Genomic DNA, 14,174 nt, shown 5'->3' on the forward strand with positions numbered 1-14,174 from the left:
CCAAACTATGCCTTTCGCCCCCACCACTCCAGGTGGCGCTGTTTTAGACCAATTACCCAACTACACTCGGTTTTGACCACACCGAGCAACTCCGATCATATTACTAAAATTTTTTTAAACGGGGAGCTATCCAAACTGATAGGTTATTGACGGATTTCCAGAATTATTTTTCAGTATTCAACCAGCCAAAATTACGTAAATGGCCCGTCGCTTGACGCAGATGCAGCAAATGAGTTCTACTTCGCCAAGCTCACCGCAAGAAGCAGCATAGGCATGCAATTGCAACCAATCCGAACATTAAAAATTGTTTCCGTTTTCAGCTGCTGCCTACATTACACATGAAATTTATCGAACGCTTTTCCGATCTCATCAGCTGCAGCAGTCAGGAAATCTGGCGTAACCGGGTTTTCAAACTGGGATGCGACCTTGGTTATGAACAGACTCGGTTGGCGATTCTTCCCGACCCGCGTGCGCCGATTGAGGCCGAGCATGCTTTTCAGCAGAGCAACTATTCTGCGGATTGGTTAAACAAGTACACCGCTGAGAAACTGCATCACGTCGATCCGACCTTTTCTCATTGCATCAGCAAATCAACGCCCCTGATCTGGTCGCCGAAGATATTTTCCGCACAGAAGCAAAAAGAAATGTATGAAGAGGCCTGCGGATATGGAGTTAAATCGGGCGTCACCCTGCCCATTCATGGAGCAAAAGGTGAATTGGGCATCGTGTGTTTCGTCAGCGATACAAAACCGGACAAGCGATTTCACCGGGATGCGAATCACCACCTCCCTGAACTTGCTTGTTTTCGCGATTTCATCTTGGAATCTTCGCTTCAGTTTATGAAACCCTCTCGTCAGGTAGAAAATCCCATTTCTGTCACGCATCGGGAACTGGAATGTCTCAAATGGAGTGCATCCGGAAAAAGTTCGTGGGAGATTGGGCATATCCTGAACTGCACCGAGGCTACGGTTAATTTTCATTTCAGCAACATTCGTCGCAAATTCAGCACCACCTCCCGCCAGCAGGCGATCGTCAAGGCAATCAGCCTTGGTCTCATCCATCCAAATTAGTCGCCCTGAATTACCTGCCAGTGAATACCGCCCAGGTCGCGATCGGTGATCACGCCTGCAAAATAGAGTTTTATCAGGATGGCAACTGTGGGCGGCATCTCCGTTCCCATTTCGAAACGACTTCCTCGCGACTGTGTCACCCCAAAGCGCGACCAAAAACGGGACTGACTTTCGCGCTGTTTCTTCCGGAACGTACGCAGTACATCAGGAGCTAACGCATCCTGTTGCGTGATCTGTTGAGCCTGTCCCATTCACATCCTCCAAATAGTTTTACATCAACGTCCAAAACACACCCGACTCCAGCGCGTAGCCAATTTTGCAACATAATTTGCAATTCCGCACCTATCAGAGTTGATAGTTACGAACTTTATGCATTGAGCATAATTTATATGCGTCCTGGGTATTCCAGGCAATTCACTTGGAGGGTCGCATATGTCACATCACATCAAAGTTGCATCACGAAAAGAGTTCGCCAGCAAAGATTTATGGGAAATGCATCGGTTGCGCGCAAAAGTATTCAACGACAGGATGGGATGGGAAATTCCCATCATGAGCGGCATGGAAATCGACGGTTATGATGCGCTGGATCCTTATTACCTGATGGTTCGTGAGTATGAGAAAGGACTGCGTGGCTGTATGAGAGTGCTTCCGACAGAAGGCCCATATATGCTCAAAGACACATTCCCTGAATTATTGCACGGTCAACAGGCTCCGGCAGATCCAAAAGTTTGGGAGTTAAGCCGGTTTGCCATTGAAGTAGATGACGTATATGGATTCGGTTTTTCCGAGTTGACCATGGATGTAACACGCGAGATCGTTGCATTCGGCGACAAGATGGGCATTGAGCGCTTCGTGACTGTAACGACCACATCGATTGAACGCATGATGCGGCGCGCAGGTCTGGCAGTTACCCGTTTTGGACCATCCATAAAAATAGGCGTTGAAAATGCTGTGGCGCTGGACTTCGATATCGGTGAACAAACACACGCAGCGCTGTTCGGCAAATTGCGTGAAGCAGCATAAATCCGAAGATGTGCTGATTCTTAGCGCACATTAATAAACTTCGTCATTCCCGCGAACGCGGGAATCGAAGGAGCTCTCTATCCAAACGGCGACTTGATTTAGTACAACGCTAACCTTTGCGATACCTGCACCACCTGCTGTAATGAGGAGAAGGCAAGCGTAAATTGCAGCGATAGTTTGGCTCGTTCTGGCAGCACAACCCCCTGAAAGAAATATGGCTCCATGTTGACGATGTCTGACGTGAAGTAGACAGAATTATTTAAACATATGCAGTGCAGCCTAGCCTGATCTATTGTAACCGTTTTATTGAGAGGATTTTATACATCAAACCATCCTACATATTGAGCGCACTACCCGAATGTCGACTGATGGCACAAAACCGCTGGACGGATTCGATGATACACCGCATGAAACCTGCACGTCGTGATTTTTCCAAGTCAACTATTTGGTCTACTCCGAACCAGTCGGTGACGAAGGATCACAAGCGAGACACTGCCATCGGTCCCAACAGGCAGCTAGCCGATACGCATGTCTGTGGGCCATTAACTCAGAGTTTTCTCATTTTCTTGTAGAGTCTGACCAACATGAGCGCGCGACTACTATTGCATTCAGACCCAGTTTTGAATTAGGAATAAAATCACCGCAGCCTTTCATAATCCAATGGTTTGCCCACTTTTTGTCATGCCGATGTTAACGTCATCAGCAATTTAATCGTTGCGTAGCCCAAAAACAAGCAGGCAAAAACGAGCAAACACTTCTGGATAGGCGATAATTTCTTGAAATGCCAAAAATCACCGCCGACATTGGTTCGACTCACATCGGTAGCAGAGGCCATCGGCTCGGCCTTCTTTCCACGATATTTTTTATACTGCAAATATTGGGCTCGATACTTGCAACCCGAATTGGGATCGCTCGATATTTCATCAAGCAATTTTTCATACCGGTCATGGATATTGAAAAACTCCGCTTGGTCTGCGTTATCCCGCCGTATCTTCTTTTGCGGCTTTGCACCCATACCCGAAACGTCTGGATGATCAATGCGCTGATTTCGTAGTAGCAATTAAATCCCCTGCCTCTGAGCCAGCGTGACATTTAACATCTGCCGACATTTAGGGAAATTAGCGCAACCCCAGAAATCTCCCCGTTTACCAGTCCTGCGTACCATTTTTATACCGCACGACGAGCACGAAGGGGTTGTATATTCACCCGCTGTCGCGATGTTCAATAAGCGCTGCTGCGCTTCTGCAGGCAATCGCAGGATCATACTTAAGAACAACTTTCCATCAATCAGCGTAATTCCATTGGCTCTGGCAATTTCAATGGCATCGCTGGAAAATCCGCCGGATGCCATGAAAAATCCCTTCGAAATCTTCTCGTGACTCATGACGCCAAGGAATTCACGGATCGGCTTTACTCCAACTAACTGACTGTTCCAAGCCTTGCATTGCACCAGCGACGTGGCCAATCCTGACTCGTCCTGAAACAACTTGATATCGATACCACCGTCTGCACCTAGCTTAGTGAGTTCGGCACGAATCCTCTTCTCCCTGTAATAAGCGGCGCAGATCTCCTCAAAGAGTTTCCACTCGATTGCCCGCAGCAATTCGATCGACCACGACGAAGGGCGCTGCGGTGAAGATTTATGACTGTACACACCGAGATTTCCCCACTGAGCGTTATCCTTGGACCAGCCATAAACGACTTGATGCTCGCGAATTGGCGCAGCATTGCCTCCTGGCGCCACAGGGGTATCCCGGGCAACGCTTGATCCGGATCGAAATGAAGTGGCTGAACCGAATGCGGATTTACGAAAATAATTGACTGCGGCAATCAGTGCAAAAGCTGCACCGATTAAAAACAGAAATGGTTTCACCGTTGGCAGTAGCAAACGGATAATCATGTTGTTGTCGCTAAAGGCTGGCAAAAAAATGAACGTGACTACAAAAAATAAAACCGACAAGACAGCCGAAAACTGCCATTCAGCGCGAATAGCAGTAGTGATGAGCGATTCTTTTCGGCCTGAGCCAGGTCGTTTTGCCATATTGAGACTGCCGAATTTTGGCGCCAGGCTGGCGTTAGCTCGGAGTATGCTGAATGTTGATAGATGCTGAGAGGGTACGTCTGTTTAGGCAGGGATGCTATTAGCTTATAGGGCTATTTAGTCTTCTGAAATAGCGCGTTGAGACAATAATATTTCATCTAAAATTAGTCACCAGAACGACTGCACCTTACTGCTGTTCAAAAAGCCCTTGTGCATGTCATACGAGTATCTGGTATCGGATGAATAGCTGAAAGTCACCTCAACCAAGTATGACGAGCCATTCCCGAAACATCCCTACTCTCATCGGACATATTACATCCTCAGGACTCGGTGCTGGTCTGCTTAAAATCCTGACAGATTCAGAATATTTACGTCCATAAAGCTAGCCACAAAATTAAAAAACACTGGTATCAAAGAGTCTCTGGAGGCAACAGAATGATTTATGCCGGAACAGAGCGAGCATAAAGCGTTTCTGGAGCCATATCAATATTCCCAGGCCATACTACGGTTCCGTAATCAACCGAAGCCATGGCGAACAGCGACAACACTTTCAAAGGAGAAAAAGGCTTTTTCTCCAAGTATGGGGACATGTCAAAAATACGATTTTCGCCGTTCTCAAACTCAAGATGCAGCCTGTAATCTAGACTAGTCTTGACCTTAACGACTCCAATAAGATATCCATGCTTATCCCATAGCGCCGCATTAGCGATAATTCACGAATCACGCAGCGATAGGCTCGTAATGATGGATTTGTGCCAAAACCTCCACCATGGCCTCCCGCGCCAGTTCGATATCATAATGCGCTTGCAGATTAACCCAGCTCTGCGCTTCCACTCCAAAAAACACGCCTAGCCGTAGCGCTGTATCTGGCGTAATCGCGCGTTGTCCACTGCAAATCTGCCCGATTCGTCTTTGGGGTACACCAATTTCCTTTGCCAGGCGATATTGCGAAATGCCCATCGGTTTTAAAAAATCTTCCAGCAAGATCACACCTGGGTGCGTTAATGGAATTTCACGTTTCATTTTTATCTCCTAGTGGTAGTCCACAATTTCAACTGCGACAGCATGACCAGACTGCCATATAAAACAAATTCGCCATTGTTCGTTAATGCGGATGCTGTGCTGTCCAACCCGATCTCCGCTCAATGACTCCAGCCGATTACCTGGCGGCACGCGCAGAAAGTCCAAGGCCACGGCTGCGTTGACCTGTTGCAACTTGCGCATCGCCACGCTGGATATGTTGGCGAACCGCGCTATCCGCTTCCCATGAAACAGAGCCTCAGTTTCTTTGCATTTGAAATCAGTAATCATGCGCAGAATACTATCCCTATGCGTTAGTAATGTAAAGCGTTAGTAAGCTCATTGAAAGCAGGGGCTGAGATTGCGTCTAATATCGCTTTAAGGTTTGCGCAATTAACAGGTGTTTTTAATCTTGATTTTCAGATCGCTGACATCAGGAGTTACTCGATATCGAGTGCAACGCATTCAAACCCGCAGCGGATATGAACACGAAAACACAATATGCCACGACAAACGCAACACAAAATCATGGAAAATGAAGAGACTGGTGATATCTATCCGTTACGAAAAACCCCTATGATTTAAAGACATTAATGCTCGCGGTTTCTAATTTTCACGAAGCCAATCGGCTTGGTTGTAACGATACTCGGGAAATTCAATATCCAACGCCGTTTCACCCAGAATCAAGCGACGAGCCAGTCGGGCCAACGATGCCGCCTCACTTTCGTTGCGCACCTCTAATGGCGCGATCAGACTTACGCCCAATGCCCACGTCAAACGCTCCAGCTTCCATGAAAGTGAAACCTCGACATCAACGCCCTCCTTTGTCAGACGATTTTTGATCTCTTCCAGCCGTTCGTAATACAATCTTTTCGCCTCAGAAGGTTGGCGGCTGGTGTAGCTCACAATCTTCTTGCGTGATGCACCTACCTGCCGGTAATTTTTGGTACTGCCTTGCGTCAGCCAATCGTCTTGCGGATCATCACCCGCAGACCGGTACGATTGCTCATCAATTGCGTCTGCATATATCTGACGTGGATGCTGCCACCAGACAATGACTCGTCGACCGTTCAAAATAAAGCCCACATCGTCCCACCATGACAGACTGTCCGGCTTTGTTTCAGCGTAGGAATGCGGAATATACAATCCCCCTCGCGCTAAACGCCATGGATTGTACCGATGATATTGGCGCTGAAGACGTCGTAATAGCTCCTGCTTTGTATTTTTCATTCACTCACCTCGCCTGTAAACTCAAATTTCCCGTCCAACAATTTACCCCTAATCGTTCCAGAAATTTTTAAATCGCTCCGACGTCAACTGAGTATAACGGACCGTGTGCAGGATATTTCTATGCCCCAGATAATGCTGGATTGCACAAGTATCCTGCCCGGCCGACAAGTTTTTGGATGGCGTCATCGGTGAGCGGCGCCTTGCGCTCGCTGCTAAAAATATAAGGTAGCACCGGATAGTCACGCTGCAGTCGGCGTGGCGCGCAGTTCTGAACCACGTATCGGATGCACACTGGAGTTACCCTGCTTCAATCGGTTGATGTGCATCACCCCCTGCCGCTGATCAACCTGATCCCAGCGCAGACTGACCAATGCGCTGACGCGCTGACCATGACGATAGGTCAACATGATCAACGTCGCATCGCGATGCCCATCGCTGCACCACTACGCCGACAGTGAAAATAAGCTGAACCTCATGTTTCGTCAGAGATTCCCGACTGCGGCAGTTTAGGTTGATAAGTCGCCGAGTAACATTGCGCTTACTAGGACAACGCTACACCGATCCAGCTAGAGCCCCCCGCCATAGTACTGCCTCAGCACAGAGACAGTACTAACGCTCACTTTACTGCGGAAGGGATTCACGGTTCTTACGTAATTAATCAGCCTTGCTCAGGTGAGTAATAAAGCGTTTTGCCACATTGAGTACAAAAATGTTCACGATGAAAAGTTTTGTTCATCAGTGCCCGAACGTGAATGCTGTCATTGCCGCACACGAAACATGAGACCTTATTACCCTGCACATTATCGGCATAAACAGTTTTGTACCACACGTACGTCATCTTCTGGAATCTGGATAGTTGCCTTAACCAAAAAATCGCAATACTGAGTGGAATAAATACAAACATGCCACCCCAAACCAGACCGAACAAATTCCCACCGCCTTGAATTGCATTAATCAGTGAAGGTGCACCGATCATCACGAACACCGAACAAAAAAGAACAATGAAGATCTTCTGGAATGTGTATTTCATCGCATCGCCGCCAATTACAGCTTATCTTTCTGCTCTTGTTCATTCTTGGCCCGAGTTTCAGCCGCGTTACGCTCAGACGTTGCCATAAATTCTTTGGTTGCATACACCACATCCATTGCAAAAGAGAGGTGAGGCGCTTCTAATACGATGAAAGAGTCACCCTTTTCAAGCTTGGCGGTGCCAAAACCCATAAACTCATCAACATTCTTACTGACCGGTTTGTATTTTTCAGACAGTTTTGAATATGTCGAATTTACATTCTTTGGCATGGTCATAATGACGGCCACAAGCGTTTCAGATTTATCAAAAACCGCAATGAATTTAGTCAATCCATCCACGCCTAAACCTTGACCATCAGACATTAATATTTTGCCGCCCGTATGCTCACTTGTACCCGCCTCGCTAAGCGAAGTCATGCTGCCCAGCTTTTGCTTAACACCGGAAAGATTCGCATAGCCAATTTCAACCCCCAACGGAGAAGCATTCACAGCTGGGTCACGACTAAGACGAGGCCCTGCAGCCGTCTCTGTTTGAACAGGCTTTCCAGCAGTACCATCAGAGGATATTTGACCGCCCTTTTCAGTTGCAGTCGTTTTCCCACAAGCCACCACAATTAATGCCAGCGATAAAATCAATACCTTATTCATCCAACTCATTTATTTCCCCAAAATTATCAAAAGTTTTACTTAAAACGCCTTACTTTGCTTGCTGCGTTTCCCTTCTTCTTCAACTCGTTTTTGTCGCTCCTGCTCAGCCTCCATTGCCGCATAATTGGCTAGGTGTATGTATTCCAAATATACAGTGGTGTCCGGCCAGTCACGCTTAACCACAAGCCTGATCCCATCTTTTAATTTCCATGTGTAGCTGACCGGGCCAAGAGATGGATTACCTTCGCTCGTTGCTGGCTTGCCGTATTTACTGACAACCATATTGCGTACTTCTACGACCTTGTGTGCATCAACCATGGCGTCAAATTTGTAGTAAGCCTTAGCAAATTTTTCACCGATGTAAGCAATTGCGAGTTCACTTGTACCATCCAGCAAGGCACTACTGTCGTACAGATCATACCAATAGCCATTATCTTCACGAGTCGCAGTAGCCCCGGCTTGTTTTCCTGCCAGTCGCATGGCAGTTTTATCTGTACAGTTCAGCGCCTCCCCAAATAACAGAGTGCTTGCTTTATGTGAACATAGTAATTTTTTCTGCAAATCGGCCAAATTATTTTTGGCGGGCTCATTCCCTTGCTTAGCGGAGAGCGCATAAAGCTGCATAGCCTTTTCCAAATCCTTGGTTACACCAAGCCCACTGGCATACATCACGCCGAGGTTAAACTGTGCATCTGCATGACCCTGCTCTACTGCCTTACGGTACCAATAAACGGCTTGCACCTCATCTTTTGACAGACCGTAGCCACCTGAATAGGCAAAACCTAAAAAATATTGAGCACCTGCCTGCCCCTGTTCGGCAGCTTTACGGAACCACTGAATTGCCTGAACTTTATCTGCAGCCACGCCTTGACCTAGGACATACAATGATCCTAATCTTGCCTGTCCACTTTTATTACCCTGTTCAGCAGCCTTGCGATACCACCGAACCGCCTCCGTATAGTCTTGGCGATTATCAAACAAAACGCCTAAATTAAACTGAGCATTTTCATTACCCTGCTCCGCAGCCTGACGATACCAACGAATAGCTTGCCCATCATTTTTCTCTACACCGAAGCCCTTTTCATACATCACCCCTAATGCATTTTGAGCGTCCGCACTACCCTGCTCTGCAAGAGGTTTAAATTCTTGTAACGCCGACAAATAGTCATTTTTGTTATATGCAGTAAGACCTTCATCAAATCCAGCAAATGCTGGGATAGCCATAAAAAACAATAGAACACACAGTATATTTCTGAACATATTTCCCCCTAACACCCAATAAAACTGGATGTTCTAAATACTCTAAATTTGGTAAAAAGATGGATTACAGACTCGTTTAAATTTCACCTGAAAGCTGGTCAATTACCCCTTAATCTTCTCTACACCCGCAATAAGGACAAACCTGCGAATCAGTTTCATTATTTCTTCCTGTCAATTATGTACACTTGGCACATAATTGAAATCATCAAAGAAATAATGGCCTTGCAAGACAACATTTAAAGACAAAATCAGCACCCTTCCCAATCGTATGTGCTGTCCCAAATAATGCTATTAATTTTCAAGGTCGAACCGCCTTTCCAACCTGACAGACTATCTAAGGACTGGTTGATGCCACCACCCGTAAAGTTAATTCCAGAAATACGTATTTGAACCTTTTTTCCTGACGTACCTTCGACAAATCCAACAACACGGTTTCGTCCAGTAATTTTTCGATATTGCAGCACACCCATCACCGCAATTCCGGTAGATTGATCTACCGAACCATCTCCAGATGAACACACTTGATCGCCAATCTGTTTGTTTTCCAGACGATGCAGCCGATCGGCCTCATTTTTAGCAGCTGCCTGTTCCATATCCTGAAGGCGTTTTCGGGCTCTAGGTACAATATTTTCCGGATCATTTCCCTGATATTTGGCAATAAAACTATTAAGTTTCGCCGGTGTTGTCGCTGAGAGATAATTGCTCCGGCATTCCTCGATTTCAGCTTGTTGGACGCGAGCTAAAGCTTGAGGCATCCGAGCTAGCGCTTGCGGAACAAGCCCTTCCGGATCATTGGCTTGATATGTGGCAACAAAACTCTTTATCGAATTCGGCGTTGTGGCGCCAGCAAAATGAGCATGATATTCCTCTCCTATTGCAGCTTGCCTATCCTGCTCCACCATATCGATAAGACCGCTCGTATCAGCGATGGATAGAATTTGTTCCCGATCGACAGCCATGATACGTCGTACTTTACCGAATAATAAGTTTAAAGAACCGAGTGCTGCCTGACCTGGACTTGTAACGCCTTTCGCTAAGTTTGATGAACATATCGAATAATTTTGGGCATTTCGAAAACCTGAACCAGCTAATCCCTGAAAGCACTCCCACTCATAAACACTCCCCGAGACAGTACCAGTTTCTCTGGAGCCTCTTAGGACATCTAAAGTAATCACCCCAGTCTTCAGGTTAACGCCGACTCGCTCCACGTTATCCTGTGTTATATCGCCAGATTCTGATGCTTTCCATGTATCGCCGGTTTTTATCAAGTAATATAGCTTCGATGGCGGTTCTTTTCCAATTCCAGAAGAAACGGAATACTCCAATCTATTTTTTGTGGTGACTTCAGGATTATTTCCCGTGTCCGAAGCTGATGCGACCATTGGAAATAACGCCAATAAGAAACATAATTTTTTCACTATTTAATCCCTTAAATTCAGTTTGGATGCTTCAAGTCTTTAGCAATTGCTCAAAAGATGTATGCCTAGGTCAAGCCGAGTAACAACTGTAATATTTAGTTAGCCAGTATTTTTCGTTTTTCGGCCTGAAATTCCTGTTCAGTCAAAATCCCGGATTGTTTTAACTCAGCCAAATTTTTCAACATTTGCATGCGCTGCTCTGGTGAGGTAGCTGGCGGCGTAGAGGGGGTAGACGTTAGTGGAGCTATTTTCGCCACGCCGGATCGAACAGAAGAAGCCGTAAGATTGGCGGATTCAGGAGATTTTGTTTCTTGAGCAACCAATGCAGGAATTGAGGGCGAGGCAATTACACGAATGAAATTATTTTCAAAATTTTGATTGGCAATTCGATTCTCAATAATCTGCGCGTTGCCAGCGCCGAAATAGAGATTTATGTATTGGTAGGATTGAACACCAATACTGATCGTAGCCTGATGCGAGCGGGTCATCACCGAGACAATCTGCCCAGATGGCGAATATTCTACCAGTGCGTTATCCACCCCAATCCATTCAGCCGTATTTCTATCGTCATGTCGCAAATAGAAATTCTGAGCAAACATCTGGTTTAACAGACTACCCAGCGCAGGCTTATACAACTTGACTACATTGCCACGCGACTGGGCAAAGGCAACATAACGCTGACCATATTCGTCGCTCATCGGCGAATAGGTATAACGGCTCATGGCCTGCATAACGGACTGCATGTTTCCTTCCCGATACATGAGTTGCCGAACGGTGAGCGAAGACGGCGTGAGCTTCTGGAACTCAAACGATTTTGTCTTTCCGGCTAGCTCCTTGCTCAATCCCTCTTCCTTACCATCCTCCGACAGGTAATAAAATTGATCCAGCAGTTGCTTGTCGGTGGTTTGTTTGTATGTCTCCAATTTTTGCTTTGAGAAATCAAAGGCATTGGCAATCCCGCTGGTGATGCTATCGAAAAGACCCGCTGAAGCCAACGGCGTGTAGGTCCCGCAAACAATGAGTGCTGCGCTCAGAATCGGTTTTAATTTCATATTGAGTATTTATTTGGATAAATTGTGCCTGCGCGTTGGCACGCCCATCATTTTCGGTCGACATTCTACATATAACTACGAGTCACAACAAATAATATCATTCTTCATTAGTTGTAGAAGCACAACAATATTTGTCGATACTTTTTAATCCGACATATATGACAAGCGAAATCAAGACTCTCGGAAGTTCGTTAGGTTTGATACTTGGCGCGAACATTGCTGAACGCCGCAAAAAACTGAACTGGACGCAGGCCGAACTTGCCGAACGCATCGGCGTAGATACCGAAACCGTTTCGCGTTTTGAACGCGGCAGCAATCTTCCCTCACTTCATCGACTTGAAAAACTGGCCGAGGCACTAAAAATCCCATTGTATAAACTGGTGGCAGCGTCTTCTCCGAGACATGACGACCAGTCGTTCATTCTTGAGGAATGGATGTCCGAACTGACGCCGAAAGATCGGGAATTCGCAATGAATACGCTGAAACAATTGTGCGCTCACCTGGCGGGAGCCGCCAAAAGCAGCCCAGCCTGAACACATACCCATGACCACAAACACCAGATCAAAAGAAATATGAAAATGGCGGCTGATCGTCCATTTCATTGTAAGGTCGCTTGGTTGACCTCTCAGCACGCGTTACGGGTTTACTGAATACGAGTTCGCCATCAAAAGCCGCTATTTCTTCAAACGCCTCTGAGTAATTGTGTAACCTGAGCAATGCGATGATCCTTAAGGCCGAAACGCCTTCGATCAGCACCGCCTTGCCATTTACATCAGTCAGTTCAAATCGCCCTTTATCACCGTTATGCCGCGTCACCAGTCTGGCGCGCAGGGGGAGCAATGTATCAATCCGCCTCAGCACCTCTCTATCGTCTAGTTTCATTTTCTTAGTCCTTCCAAAAATTTTTGAATCTGTCTGATGACAGCTGGGTATATCGCACGGTGTGCTGAATATTTCTGTGCCCCAGATAATGCTGGATGGCACGGGTATCTTGACCTGCCTGCGCAAGCTTATAGCCACAGGCATGCCGCAACATGTGGGGATGAACCGTAAACGGCAAGCGGGCCTCCACCCCTGCCCGACCAACAATTTTCCGAATCGCATCATCAGTAAGCGGCGCCTTCCGCTCGCTGCTGAAAATATAAGGCAGCACCGGATAATCACGCTGCAGTCGTCGCAACGCGCGCAATTCTGGGCCGCGTATTGGATGCACACTGGGATTGCCCTGCTTCAATCGGTTGATGTGCATCAACCCCTGACGCAGATCAACCTGATCCCAGCGCAGACTGACCAATTCGCTGACGCGCAGACCGTGACGATAGGTCAGCATGATCAACGTCGCATCGCGATGTCCATGCCGCCCCACTTTTCCGGCAGCGGAAATAAGCTGATCAACTTCATGTTCCGTCAGATATTCACGGCTGCGGTAGTCCAGGTTTTTAAGTCGCTGCGGAACCGTGCGCAAACCTGAAGTTGGCAAATTCCTCATGACGGGTGGTAAAACAGGCGATGACGAAATCGCGTTATTACGGTTATGCATTGTGATGAACTCCTCCTTAAATTAATCGCGTGAACACGACAAAAAAATCTGTTCGCATTCAGCTGTTCATTCACTCTACAGAATCACACTTTTTTCCAAAGCACTAATTTTCAATGATTAAACCTTCCGGTGAACAAAAGGATAAACGGACAAAGCGCCCTATTTCTGGCGTTCTTTGTCCGTAAATTCCGAAGAACATCAAGCGTCCAAGGCGCAGTGCGCAAATCACAAAATTGTTCTTTGGAAAATTTTCGAGATAGGCAGAATGAAATCTCCCATTACAAAAAGGAGATTCAGATGCAAAGCAAAAAAGGCGGCAAACAGTATTTCGTCCGCGACAAAGCAACTCCCTGGTACAAAAGCCCACTCTTTTCGATTGGCATCATGCTGTTCTCCATCGCAGTCTGGTTTGCCTGCTCAATGCGGACACTTAATACGATCAATTTTGAAACCAAGCGGCTCATCCTGCGTAGTGAAGGCTGCGCCTATCTGCAAATTCATCACTTTCAAACACACACGTACCCCATTACCAACACCTGTGTAGCAGAAGTACCTTTCAAGTACCTGCCATTTAGCGATAACGGCCTTATTTGGGCTGAGGATGAAAGCACCGTGTTTGTACATGGCAGTCAGATTGTGGCGGTTGAGGCACTGCCGGATCGCCCATGGCCCCCTGCAAGGCGTCGTGATTTCACCTATGTTGCGATCGGCACGCTGGTGTATCTGGGCATCTTCATTTTTATGGTCGTGAATTTCTAATTCCAACAAAACATTGATTATTCAATTAATTACAAAATTGTTCTTTGGAAAATAGTCGAGATAGGCATCATTCTATTTGCATAC

19 protein-coding genes are annotated in these 14,174 nt (G+C 46.6%); 4 read left to right on the forward strand and 15 right to left on the reverse strand.

The features are described from left to right. The first annotated feature begins 338 nt into the window (after nucleotides 1-338). Nucleotides 339-1,070, forward strand: coding sequence for a helix-turn-helix transcriptional regulator (locus GALF_RS07210; protein ID WP_013293407.1), 732 nt, complete (start codon nucleotides 339-341; stop codon nucleotides 1,068-1,070). Here GALF_RS07210 and GALF_RS07215 read toward each other — a convergent pair. Further along, a complete protein-coding gene (locus GALF_RS07215; protein WP_013293408.1) occupies nucleotides 1,067-1,321 on the reverse strand; it encodes a helix-turn-helix domain-containing protein in 255 nt (84 codons plus the stop codon). The genes GALF_RS07210 and GALF_RS07215 overlap by 4 nt on opposite strands. Nucleotides 1,322-1,502: 181 nt before the next feature. Between GALF_RS07215 and GALF_RS07220 the strand changes: the two genes are divergently transcribed. Further along, the gene (locus GALF_RS07220; RefSeq protein ID WP_013293409.1) at nucleotides 1,503-2,093 is read left to right on the forward strand and encodes an acyl-homoserine-lactone synthase; all 591 of its coding nucleotides are present in this window, start codon (nucleotides 1,503-1,505) and stop codon (nucleotides 2,091-2,093) included. 679 nt (nucleotides 2,094-2,772) lie between these two features. On the opposite strand, the gene GALF_RS07225 is transcribed toward GALF_RS07220, so the two are convergent. The 12 genes from GALF_RS07225 to GALF_RS15915 all read right to left on the reverse strand — a co-directional run bounded on the left by GALF_RS07225 (nucleotide 2,773) and on the right by GALF_RS15915 (nucleotide 11,791). Further along, nucleotides 2,773-3,153 carry a hypothetical protein gene (locus GALF_RS07225; protein ID WP_150102586.1) on the reverse strand — a complete coding sequence of 127 codons (381 nt, stop codon included), beginning with the start codon at nucleotides 3,151-3,153 and terminating at the stop codon, nucleotides 2,773-2,775. After that, nucleotides 3,154-4,134, reverse strand: coding sequence for a restriction endonuclease (locus GALF_RS07230; RefSeq protein WP_013293411.1), 981 nt, complete (start codon nucleotides 4,132-4,134; stop codon nucleotides 3,154-3,156). Nucleotides 4,135-4,574: 440 nt separating this feature from the next. Further along, nucleotides 4,575-4,847, reverse strand: a complete 273-nt coding sequence (locus GALF_RS15275; RefSeq protein WP_013293412.1) for a DUF2442 domain-containing protein — start codon at nucleotides 4,845-4,847, stop codon at nucleotides 4,575-4,577. A 7-nt stretch (nucleotides 4,848-4,854) separates the two neighbouring features. Then, nucleotides 4,855-5,157, reverse strand: coding sequence for a HigA family addiction module antitoxin (locus tag GALF_RS15535; protein WP_013293413.1), 303 nt, complete (start codon nucleotides 5,155-5,157; stop codon nucleotides 4,855-4,857). 9 nt (nucleotides 5,158-5,166) lie between these two features. Continuing rightward, the gene (locus GALF_RS15540) at nucleotides 5,167-5,445 is read right to left on the reverse strand and encodes a type II toxin-antitoxin system RelE/ParE family toxin (RefSeq protein ID WP_013293414.1); all 279 of its coding nucleotides are present in this window, start codon (nucleotides 5,443-5,445) and stop codon (nucleotides 5,167-5,169) included. 315 nt (nucleotides 5,446-5,760) lie between these two features. After that, complete coding sequence (locus GALF_RS07245) at nucleotides 5,761-6,384, reverse strand: hypothetical protein (RefSeq protein WP_013293415.1); 624 nt, start codon at nucleotides 6,382-6,384, stop codon at nucleotides 5,761-5,763. Between the two features lie 239 nt (nucleotides 6,385-6,623). Then, complete coding sequence (locus tag GALF_RS15905; RefSeq protein WP_263053273.1) at nucleotides 6,624-6,791, reverse strand: tyrosine-type recombinase/integrase; 168 nt, start codon at nucleotides 6,789-6,791, stop codon at nucleotides 6,624-6,626. A gap of 251 nt (nucleotides 6,792-7,042) precedes the next feature. Next, nucleotides 7,043-7,414, reverse strand: a complete 372-nt coding sequence (locus GALF_RS07255) for a hypothetical protein (protein WP_013293416.1) — start codon at nucleotides 7,412-7,414, stop codon at nucleotides 7,043-7,045. 14 nt (nucleotides 7,415-7,428) lie between these two features. Next, nucleotides 7,429-8,070, reverse strand: coding sequence for a hypothetical protein (locus GALF_RS07260; protein ID WP_013293417.1), 642 nt, complete (start codon nucleotides 8,068-8,070; stop codon nucleotides 7,429-7,431). A 30-nt stretch (nucleotides 8,071-8,100) separates the two neighbouring features. Next, on the reverse strand, nucleotides 8,101-9,321 hold the full coding sequence (locus tag GALF_RS14940) for a tetratricopeptide repeat protein (protein WP_013293418.1): 1,221 nt from the start codon (nucleotides 9,319-9,321) through the stop codon (nucleotides 8,101-8,103). Between the two features lie 248 nt (nucleotides 9,322-9,569). Beyond that, nucleotides 9,570-10,739: a hypothetical protein gene (locus GALF_RS07275; RefSeq protein WP_150102587.1), complete on the reverse strand. Its 1,170-nt coding sequence runs from the start codon at nucleotides 10,737-10,739 to the stop codon at nucleotides 9,570-9,572. A 95-nt stretch (nucleotides 10,740-10,834) separates the two neighbouring features. Further along, nucleotides 10,835-11,791, reverse strand: coding sequence for an SHOCT domain-containing protein (locus GALF_RS15915; protein WP_013293420.1), 957 nt, complete (start codon nucleotides 11,789-11,791; stop codon nucleotides 10,835-10,837). Nucleotides 11,792-11,949: 158 nt separating this feature from the next. Between GALF_RS15915 and GALF_RS07285 the strand changes: the two genes are divergently transcribed. Further along, nucleotides 11,950-12,324: a helix-turn-helix domain-containing protein gene (locus GALF_RS07285; protein WP_013293421.1), complete on the forward strand. Its 375-nt coding sequence runs from the start codon at nucleotides 11,950-11,952 to the stop codon at nucleotides 12,322-12,324. A 28-nt stretch (nucleotides 12,325-12,352) separates the two neighbouring features. Here GALF_RS07285 and GALF_RS07290 read toward each other — a convergent pair whose 3' ends face one another. Next, nucleotides 12,353-12,673: a hypothetical protein gene (locus tag GALF_RS07290; RefSeq protein ID WP_013293422.1), complete on the reverse strand. Its 321-nt coding sequence runs from the start codon at nucleotides 12,671-12,673 to the stop codon at nucleotides 12,353-12,355. A gap of 4 nt (nucleotides 12,674-12,677) precedes the next feature. Next, the gene (locus GALF_RS07295; RefSeq protein ID WP_013293423.1) at nucleotides 12,678-13,331 is read right to left on the reverse strand and encodes a tyrosine-type recombinase/integrase; all 654 of its coding nucleotides are present in this window, start codon (nucleotides 13,329-13,331) and stop codon (nucleotides 12,678-12,680) included. 297 nt (nucleotides 13,332-13,628) lie between these two features. On the opposite strand from GALF_RS07295, the gene GALF_RS07300 reads away from it, so the two are divergent. Continuing rightward, the gene (locus GALF_RS07300) at nucleotides 13,629-14,090 is read left to right on the forward strand and encodes a hypothetical protein (protein ID WP_013293424.1); all 462 of its coding nucleotides are present in this window, start codon (nucleotides 13,629-13,631) and stop codon (nucleotides 14,088-14,090) included. The last annotated feature ends 84 nt before the right edge of the window (nucleotides 14,091-14,174 follow it).

The sequence above is a fragment of the Gallionella capsiferriformans ES-2 genome, assembly GCF_000145255.1.
GTDB classification, from domain to species: domain Bacteria; phylum Pseudomonadota; class Gammaproteobacteria; order Burkholderiales; family Gallionellaceae; genus Gallionella; species Gallionella capsiferriformans.